Below are 8,075 nucleotides of genomic sequence, written 5' to 3'. Positions count from 1 at the left end.
CGCCGGGCGTGGACGAGACGGTGTTCCGCGCCGGCGCCGGCGGAGCGGAGATCCGCGCACGGTACGGCCTGGCAGACCGGCCGGTCGTCGTCTGCGTCTCGCGCCTCGTGCCGCGCAAGGGCCAGGACACCCTGATCCGGGCGTGGCCCCGGGTGCTGCGCGCGGTGCCGGACGCCACGCTGCTGCTCGTCGGCGGCGGACCGTACCGGACGACCCTGGAGCGGCTCCGCGACGAGACGGGCGTGGCCGGGTCGGTGCGGATCACCGGCACCGTCCCGTGGGACGAACTGCCCGCGCACTACGACGCCGGCGACGTCTTCGCGATGCCGTGCCGGACCCGCCGGGCCGGCCTGGACGTCGAGGGGCTCGGCATCGTCTACCTGGAGGCGTCCGCGACCGGCCTGCCGGTCATCGCGGGTGACTCCGGCGGCGCGCCGGACGCCGTGCTCGCGGGCGAGACCGGCGTCGTGGTCGACGGCCGCTCGGTCATCGCCGTGGCCCAGTCCGTCATCGACCTGCTGAGCGACCGGGCGGAGGCGGCCGCGATGGGGGAGAAGGGCCGCTCGTGGATCGAGCAGGAGTGGCGCTGGGAGGTACAGGCGCGCCGCTTCGCCGCACTGCTGGAGGGACAGACCAGGAACATGCCGTGACGGGCGACGTCCCCTCGGAGAGCCGACCTTACGGCGCCGGTCCGGCCCCGGCCCTCACCGGCGACTCGCGTACGGCCGCGACCTCCTCGCTTCCCGTGGTGTTCCGGTTACAGGGGGCTAGGAGTAGAGCGCCTCGATCTCGTCCGCGAAGTCCTTGAGCACGATGTTGCGCTTGACCTTCAGGGTCGGCGTGAGGTGGCCGGTCTCCTCGGTGAAGTCCTTCTCGAGGATCCGGTACTTCTTGATCGACTCGGCCCGCGACACCGACGCGTTGGTCTCGGCCACCGCCGTGTCGATCTCGTGTAGGAGGTCGGGGTCCTCGGTCAGCTCGGCCATCGACAGCGACGACTTGCCGTGCTCCTGCTTCCACGGCTCGATCGCCTCGGGGTCGAGGGTGATGAGGCAGCCGATGAACTTGCGGCCGTCGCCGACGATGAGGCACTGGCTGATGAGCGGGTGGGCGCGCAGCCGGTCCTCCAGCGGGCCGGGGGCGACGTTCTTGCCGCCGGCGGTGACGATGAGCTCCTTCTTCCGGCCGGTGATCTTCAGGTAGCCGTCGCCGTCGAGCTCGCCGATGTCGCCGGTGTGGAACCAGCCGTCCTCCAGGACCTGCTTGGTGGCCTCATCGTTGTGCCAGTAGCCGGCGAAGATGTTCGGGCCCTTGGCCAGGACCTCGCCGTCGTCGGCGATGCGCACCGAAGTGCCGGGGATGGGCTTGCCGACCGTGCCGATGCGGTTGTCGCTCGGCAGGTTGACCGCGATCGGCGCGGTCGTCTCGGTCAGGCCGTATCCCTCGAGGATGGTGATGCCGACCCCGTCGAAGAAGTGGCCGAGGCGCTCACCCAGGGCGGCGCCGCCGGACACGGCGTGGGTCACCCGGCCGCCGACCGCGGCCCGCAGCTTGGCGTACACGAGCCGGTCGAAGACCGCGTGCTTCAGCCGCAGGCCCAGGCCCGGGGAGGCGGCGCGGCTGTAGTCGATCGCGGTGTCGGCGGCGATGCGGAAGATCTTGCTCTTGCCGTCCGCGGCGGCCTTCTGCTCGGCCCCGATGTAGACCTTCTCGAACACGCGCGGCACGGCGAGCAGGAAGGTCGGGCGGAAGGACTCGAGGTCGCCGACGAGGTCGGTCAGGTCGGGGGTGTGGCCCATGATCACGCCGGCCTCCACGCAGCCGACCTCGATGAGCCGCGCGAACACGTGGGCGAGCGGGAGGAACAGCAGGGTCGAGCCCTCGCTCAGGGCGAACACCTCGGTCAGCGCGCCCTCGATGGTGTTGCGCGCGGTCGCGAGGAGGTTCTCGTGGGTGATCTCACAACCCTTCGGCCGGCCGGTCGTGCCCGAGGTGTAGATGACCGTGGCCAGGTCGCCGGAGGTACGGGAGGCGCGCCGTTCGTCCAGGTCGCCGCCTGCCGCATCGTCCGAAGGCCGGGACGGGGGTTCGTCGATCCGCCACACGTGTGCGAGCTCGGGCAGGCCGCCGCGTACGGACGCCACCGCCTTCTCGTGCTCGTCGCTCTCGACGAACACGGCCTTCGCGCCGGAGTCGCCGATGATCCACTCGATCTGCGAGGCGGAGGAGGTCTCAAAGATCGGCACGGTGACCGCGCCGGCCGTCCAGATGGCGTAGTCGGCGACGGTCCACTCGTAGCGGGTCCGGGACATGAGGGCCACGCGGTCGCCGGGCTCGATGCCGGCCGCGACCAGGCCCTCGGCGACCCGGGTGACCTCGTCGGCGAACTCGCGCGCGCTCACGTCGCGCCATCCCGCGCCGTCCTTGCGGCGGAAGACCGTACGGCCGGGCTCCTCGGCGGCCCGGGAGAAAAGCGTCTCGGTCAGATTCGCCGAGCCGGCGATCGTCACCTGCGCGGGAACGCTGAACTCACGCACGGATCTCTCCTTTGCGGGCATGGCTGCCAGGGGCTGCACGGACGCTACCGCGTCCACTTACCGATCGGTAGCCTCCGGCGGGTGACGCGTCTCGCATTTCTTCTTATCACCGCTCGACGCACTTCCTCACCATCGTCGCGGCGCGCCCGGGGAGGGCCCGTACGAATGAGGCCCGCCCGCCCCGAACCGCCCGCGCGCGGTACGGCTGGACAAAGACCAGGTCAATCCGGCCCGCTCGGCTCCCGGGCGTCGCGAGAATGCGCTCGCCGGGCGATCGGGGGAGAAGGATGTCGCTGCTCGAGGTGGTCATTCAGACCGAGGCCGACGCGGAGGCGGCCGAGGAGGGAGGCGCCGACCGGATCGAGGTCGTGGCGGACCTGCGGGCCGGCGGGCTGTCGCCCGACCCCCGTGTCGTCGCCGGGGTGCGCCGCGCCACGTCCCTGCCGATGCGCGTCATGCTGCGGGCCAAGACCGGGTTCCGCACGAACGGCCCGGAGCTGGACCGGTTGCGGCGGGCGGCCGGGGAGCACGCCGAGGCCGGAGCGGACGGCTTCGTCTTCGGTTTCCTGGAGGCGGCCGGCACCGTCGACACGTCGGCCACCACGAAGCTGGCCGACGCCGTCGCGCCGCTCCCGTGGACCTTCCACCGGGCCATCGACAACGCCGTGTGCGCCGACGAGGCATGGCTGGCGATCGAGGAGCTGGCGGGCCTGGACGCCGTGCTCTGCGCCGGGTCCCCGCGCGGCGTCGACACCGGCATGGAGTCGCTGTTGCGGCGCGCCGCGGCGTACGCGCCGGTGATGCTCGTGGGCGGCGGGCTGCGGCGCAAGCACGTGGCCGTGCTCACCGCCGCCGGGGTGGACGCGTTCCACGTCGGCGCGGCCGTCCGGCGGCGCGACGTCTCCGGGGTGGCGGCGGTCGACGCCTCGCTCGTACGCACGTGGCGGGCGGTGATCGACGCGTCGCCGTACGGCTGAGACGGCGTTCGCGGAAGTAAGGTGCACCTATGCGGGTTCATGTGGTGAGCGACGTGCACGGGCGTGCGGACGCGCTCGCCGCCGCCGGCGATGGGGCCGACGCGCTCGTCTGTCTCGGGGATCTCATCCTCTTCATCGACTACGACGACCACGCCCAGGGCATCTTCGCCGACCTGTTCGGCGAGCGGCACGCCGACACGTTCATCTCCCTGCGCACCCAGAAGCGCTTCGAGGAGGCGCGGGAGTTCTCCGGGCGGCTGTGGGCGTCGCTGGAGGGCGAGCCGCGGGCGCACATCGAGGCGGCGGTCCGCCGCCAGTACAAGGCGCTGTTCGGCGCCATGCCCACCCCCGCCTACCTCACGTACGGCAACGTCGACATCCCTCGCATGTGGGCGGAGAACCTCCGTGAGGGCCACCACGTGCTCGACGGAGAGACGGTCGACCTCGACGGCTGGCGGTTCGGCTTCGTCGGCGGCGGCCTGCGCACCCCGTACCGCACGCCGCACGAGATCGACGACGAGACCTTCGCGGCCAAGGTGGCGGCCGTGGGCGCGGTCGACGTCCTGTGCTGCCACATCCCGCCGGCAGTGCCCGACCTGCTCTACGACACCGTGGCGCGCCGCTTCGAGCGGGGCAGCGAGGCGGTGCTGGACGCCATCCGCGACACGCAGCCGCGCTACGTGCTGTTCGGCCACGTCCACCAGCCGCTCGTACGCCGGACGCGGATCGGCCGCACCGAATGCGTCAACGTCGGGCACTTTCGCGCTCGCGGCGTTCCGTACGTTCTGGAGTGGTAACGGCTACGCTCCCGCAGGAAACGTTCGAGTGCCGAAGAAAGGACGCCCGCGATGGCGGATCGCACGAGTTCGAGCATCACGATCGGCGCCACCGCACCGGAGATCATGGCGGTGATCGCCGATTTTCCGGCATACCCTGGATGGGCCGATGGCATCACCGCCGCCGAGGTCCTGTCCGCCGGAGACGACGGGCGGGCCGAGCAGGTACGGATCACGTTGGAGGCCGGTCCCATCAAGGACACCTATGTCCTGGCCTACGACTGGGACGACGACGCGGTCCATTGGAACCTCGCCGAGGCCGGCACGATGCTGACCGGTATGACCGGGGCATATCGCCTCGCCTCGGTCGATGGGAGCACCGAGGTGACCTACGAGCTCGCGGTCGACGTACGGATCCCGATGATCGGAATGGTCCGGCGCAAAGCGGAGAAGCGGATCATCGAGACGGCGTTGAAAGGGCTCAAACAGCGCGTCGAAGCCTAGGTGCACCTTGGATGTCCGGCCTGTGTGCCAGGCATCCCTCGCGGGACGGTACCGTTTCACGCCGAACGATTAGGTAGATGATGACCCCATGAGTGAACAGCCAGCATCGGCGCTGTTCGAGGCAGTGCGCCTCGTCGAGGTGCTGCGGAAGCGTGTGAGCGGCGCCACGGGCGCCGGCTCTCGATCCGGCGACGTGTGGAGCGAGGCCACCAGCGAAGCCTGGGGCGAGCACATCGCGACCGGCGCGCCGGAGTGCCGCTACTGCCCGGTGTGCCGGGCGATCGCGGCGTCCCGTACGTCCGGCCCCGACGTGGTGAGCCACGTGGTGTCCGCGGGCGAGTCACTCTACGCCGCGCTCCGCGAGGCGGTGGCGGGGTTCGAGCGTACGAAACCGGCCGAGCCGCCGCGTCACGAGCCGGGTGGAGAACCGGCCGACGGCGGCCGGCCGCAGGGTGACTAGGGGGCCGCGTCGATGACGCTGACCATTGGTGTGGATGTCGGCGGTACGAAGGTCGCCGCCGGGGTGGTCGACGACCACGGCCGGATCGTCGAGAAGCTCCGGCGCCCGACGCCCTCGACGAGCCCCCACGAGACGGCCGCGGTCATCGCCGAGGTCGTCGACATCCTCAAGGGCAAGTTCGACGAGGTCGAGGCGGTCGGCCTCGGCGCCGCGGGCTTCGTGGACGAGAGCCGTTCCATGGTGCTGTTCGCGCCGAACCTCGCCTGGCGCGACGAGCCGCTCAAGAAGAAGGTCGAGAGCCAGGTCGGCCTGCCGGTGATCGTGGAGAACGACGCCAACGCCACCGCGTGGGGCGAGGCGAAGTTCGGCGCCGGCCGTGGCGAGGACCACATCGTCCTGATCACCCTGGGCACCGGCATCGGCGGCGGGCTGATCATGGACGGCGACCTGTACCGCGGCCGGTTCGGCATCGGCGGCGAGTTCGGGCACTTTCGCGTCGTCCCGGACGGGCGGCGCTGCGGCTGCGGCAACCGCGGCTGCTGGGAGCAGTACGCCTCCGGCAACGCGCTGGTCGCCGAGGCGCTCGTGCTGCTGGAGGCCTCCGGCGTCGACGGCCGGACCGGCCTGGACGTGCTCGCCGGCGGGCTGGCGGGCAGCCGCGTCCTCGACCTCAAACGCGAGTCGATGGTGAACCGGGAGTTCGCCCCCGGCTTCCGTATCGACCTGCACCACAAGGACATGGGCATCGCCCTCGCGGCCGCCCGCGAGGCGGACGTGGCCCTGCCGATGACCGGGCTGGTCGCCCAGCTCGTCGCCGCCGCCCGCTCCCAGGGTCACGGCTCGCTCGACCACTCGGCCCTGCTCAAGGTGGTCGAGAACATCTCCGGGAAGGACCGGGCGTGAACAGAATCCCCTGTATGGAGGCGGCCGTCCGCGTCCTGGAGTCCGAGGGCGTCGACACGGTCTTCGGCATCCCGGGCGCGGCGATCCTGCCGTTCTACGCGGCGCTGCGCACCAGCCGGATCCGGCACGTCACCGTGCGGCACGAGGAGGGCGGCACGCACGCCGCGGACGGGTGGGCCCGCGTCACCGGGAACGTGGGCGTCTGCGTCGGCACGTCCGGCCCGGCGGGCACCAACATGATCACCGGCCTGTACACCGCGCTCGCCGACTCGGTCCCGATCGTCTGCCTCACCGGCCAGGCGCCGCTGGCCAAGCTGCATCAGGAGTCGTTCCAGGCGGTCGACATCGTCGAGATCGCGCGGCCGGTCTGCAAGTGGGCGGTGCAGCTGAAGGAGCCGGCCCAGGCGCCGTGGGTGTTCCGGGAGGCGTTCCACGTGGCGCGGTCGGGCCGCCCGGGGCCTGTCCTGATCGACCTGCCCCTGGACGTCCAGCGCGGCGAGTGTCGCTACGACCCGGCCCTCGACGGACCCCTGCCGGTCGAGGTCTTCGCGCCACGGCCCGAGCCGGTGCGCGCGGCGGTGGAGATGCTGCTCACCGCCGAGCGGCCGCTCATCCTCGCCGGCGGCGGCGTCATCGTCGGCGGCGCGGACGCCGAACTGCGGGCGCTCGCCGAGTACCTCCAGATCCCGGTGCAGGTCACGCTCATGGGCAAGGGCGCCTTTCCCGAGGACCATCCGCTGTTCGCCGGGATGGCCGGCATCCAGACCCAGACCCGGTGGGGCAACGCCGCGTTCCTGGAGTCGGACACGGTCCTGGCGGTCGGGGCGCGGTTCGGCGACCGGCACACCGGCGACCTGGAGACGTACCGGCGCGGCCGGCGCTTCATCCACGTCGACATCGAGCCGACGCAGATCGGCCGGGTGTTCGAGCCGGACCTGGGCATGGTCGGGCACGCCCGGCCGGCGCTCGCGTCGCTGCTGGACCACGCCCGCGCGGCGGGTCCCGCCCGGCCGGCGGGGGAGTGGGCGGGCCGGGTCGACGAGCTGCGCGCCACCCTGTCCCGGCGCGACGACTTCGACGACGTCCCGATCAAACCGCCGCGCGTCTTCCGGGAGATCAACGACTTCTTCGGCCCGGACACCACGTTCGTCACCGCGATCGGGCTGTACCAGATCTGGTCGGGTCAGTTCCAGCGCACGTACCTGCCGCGGCGCTACCTCGTGTGCGGGCAGGCCGGGCCGCTCGGCTGGGAGGTGCCGGCGGCGATGGGCGTCAAGTGCGCGCACCCGGACCGTACGGTCGTGGCCGTCGCGGGGGACTACTCCTTCCAGTTCCTGATGGAGGAGATCGCGGTCGCGGCGCAGTACCGGATCCCCTTCGTCGTCGTCATGATCAACAACGAGTACCTCGGGCTGATCCGCCAGGCGGAGCTCCCGTACGACATGAACTACGCCGTCGACCTGCACTACGGCGAGGGCGGCGTCGACCACGTCAAGCTCATGGACGCGTTCGGCTGCCCGGCGCGCCGGGTCGAGCGTCCGGACGACATCCGCGGGGCGCTGGCGTGGGCGACCGAGGAGAGCGAGCGGGCCCGGCTGCCGGTGCTCGTGGAGGTCATGGTCGAGCGCGAGGCGAACGCGGCGATGGGCGTGTCGCTGGACGCGATCACGGAGTACGAGCCGGTCCCCGAACCGGCCTCTTTTGTCGCCCAATGACTGCATACACTATGCGGAGGACGTGATGACGCTGAGGATCAAGCCGGGCACGCGCTGGGCCGACGCGTACCGGCGCTGCCAGGAGGCCGCGCCCGAGGCGTTCGACGACGACCGCGTGCGCAACCACTGGGGCGGCCGGTGGCGCGGCGACGGCGAACCGGCGCACGCCACCTCGCCGGTGGACGGCACGCCGATCGCCGGTC

The 8,075-nt window shown here is 71.7% G+C and carries 8 protein-coding genes; 7 read left to right on the top strand and 1 reads right to left on the bottom strand.

What is annotated here, in order from left to right; genetic code table 11:
- Positions 1 to 650, top strand: a 650-nt coding sequence (locus ACFFNX_RS34970) for a glycosyltransferase family 4 protein (protein WP_378210202.1), incomplete at its 5' end; no start/stop codon positions are given.
- A 117-nt stretch (positions 651 to 767) separates the two neighbouring features.
- On the opposite strand, the gene ACFFNX_RS34965 is transcribed toward ACFFNX_RS34970, so the two are convergent.
- A complete protein-coding gene (locus ACFFNX_RS34965; protein ID WP_378210201.1) occupies positions 768 to 2,537 on the bottom strand; it encodes an AMP-dependent synthetase/ligase in 1,770 nt (589 codons plus the stop codon).
- A gap of 287 nt (positions 2,538 to 2,824) precedes the next feature.
- On the opposite strand from ACFFNX_RS34965, the gene ACFFNX_RS34960 reads away from it, so the two are divergent.
- From ACFFNX_RS34960 to gcl, 6 genes are all read left to right on the top strand, one after another.
- A complete protein-coding gene (locus ACFFNX_RS34960; protein ID WP_378210200.1) occupies positions 2,825 to 3,514 on the top strand; it encodes a copper homeostasis protein CutC in 690 nt (229 codons plus the stop codon).
- Positions 3,515 to 3,543: 29 nt separating this feature from the next.
- Positions 3,544 to 4,311 carry a metallophosphoesterase family protein gene (locus ACFFNX_RS34955; RefSeq protein ID WP_378210199.1) on the top strand — a complete coding sequence of 256 codons (768 nt, stop codon included), beginning with the start codon at positions 3,544 to 3,546 and terminating at the stop codon, positions 4,309 to 4,311.
- 51 nt (positions 4,312 to 4,362) lie between these two features.
- Positions 4,363 to 4,794: an SRPBCC family protein gene (locus ACFFNX_RS34950; RefSeq protein WP_378210198.1), complete on the top strand. Its 432-nt coding sequence runs from the start codon at positions 4,363 to 4,365 to the stop codon at positions 4,792 to 4,794.
- An 88-nt stretch (positions 4,795 to 4,882) separates the two neighbouring features.
- Positions 4,883 to 5,254 carry a hypothetical protein gene (locus tag ACFFNX_RS34945; RefSeq protein ID WP_378210197.1) on the top strand — a complete coding sequence of 124 codons (372 nt, stop codon included), beginning with the start codon at positions 4,883 to 4,885 and terminating at the stop codon, positions 5,252 to 5,254.
- 12 nt (positions 5,255 to 5,266) lie between these two features.
- Complete coding sequence (locus ACFFNX_RS34940) at positions 5,267 to 6,157, top strand: ROK family protein (RefSeq protein ID WP_378210196.1); 891 nt, start codon at positions 5,267 to 5,269, stop codon at positions 6,155 to 6,157.
- 14 nt (positions 6,158 to 6,171) lie between these two features.
- A complete protein-coding gene (gene gcl / locus ACFFNX_RS34935; protein WP_446678544.1) occupies positions 6,172 to 7,872 on the top strand; it encodes a glyoxylate carboligase in 1,701 nt (566 codons plus the stop codon).
- Positions 7,873 to 8,075: the final 203 nt, after the last annotated feature.

Origin of the sequence: Actinoallomurus acaciae (assembly GCF_042429965.1) — a bacterium.
Taxonomy (GTDB): Bacteria; Actinomycetota; Actinomycetes; order Streptosporangiales; family Streptosporangiaceae; genus Actinoallomurus; species Actinoallomurus acaciae.
The sequence above is the reverse complement of the archived record's forward strand: the minus strand, read 5'-3'. Positions and strand labels throughout refer to the sequence as shown.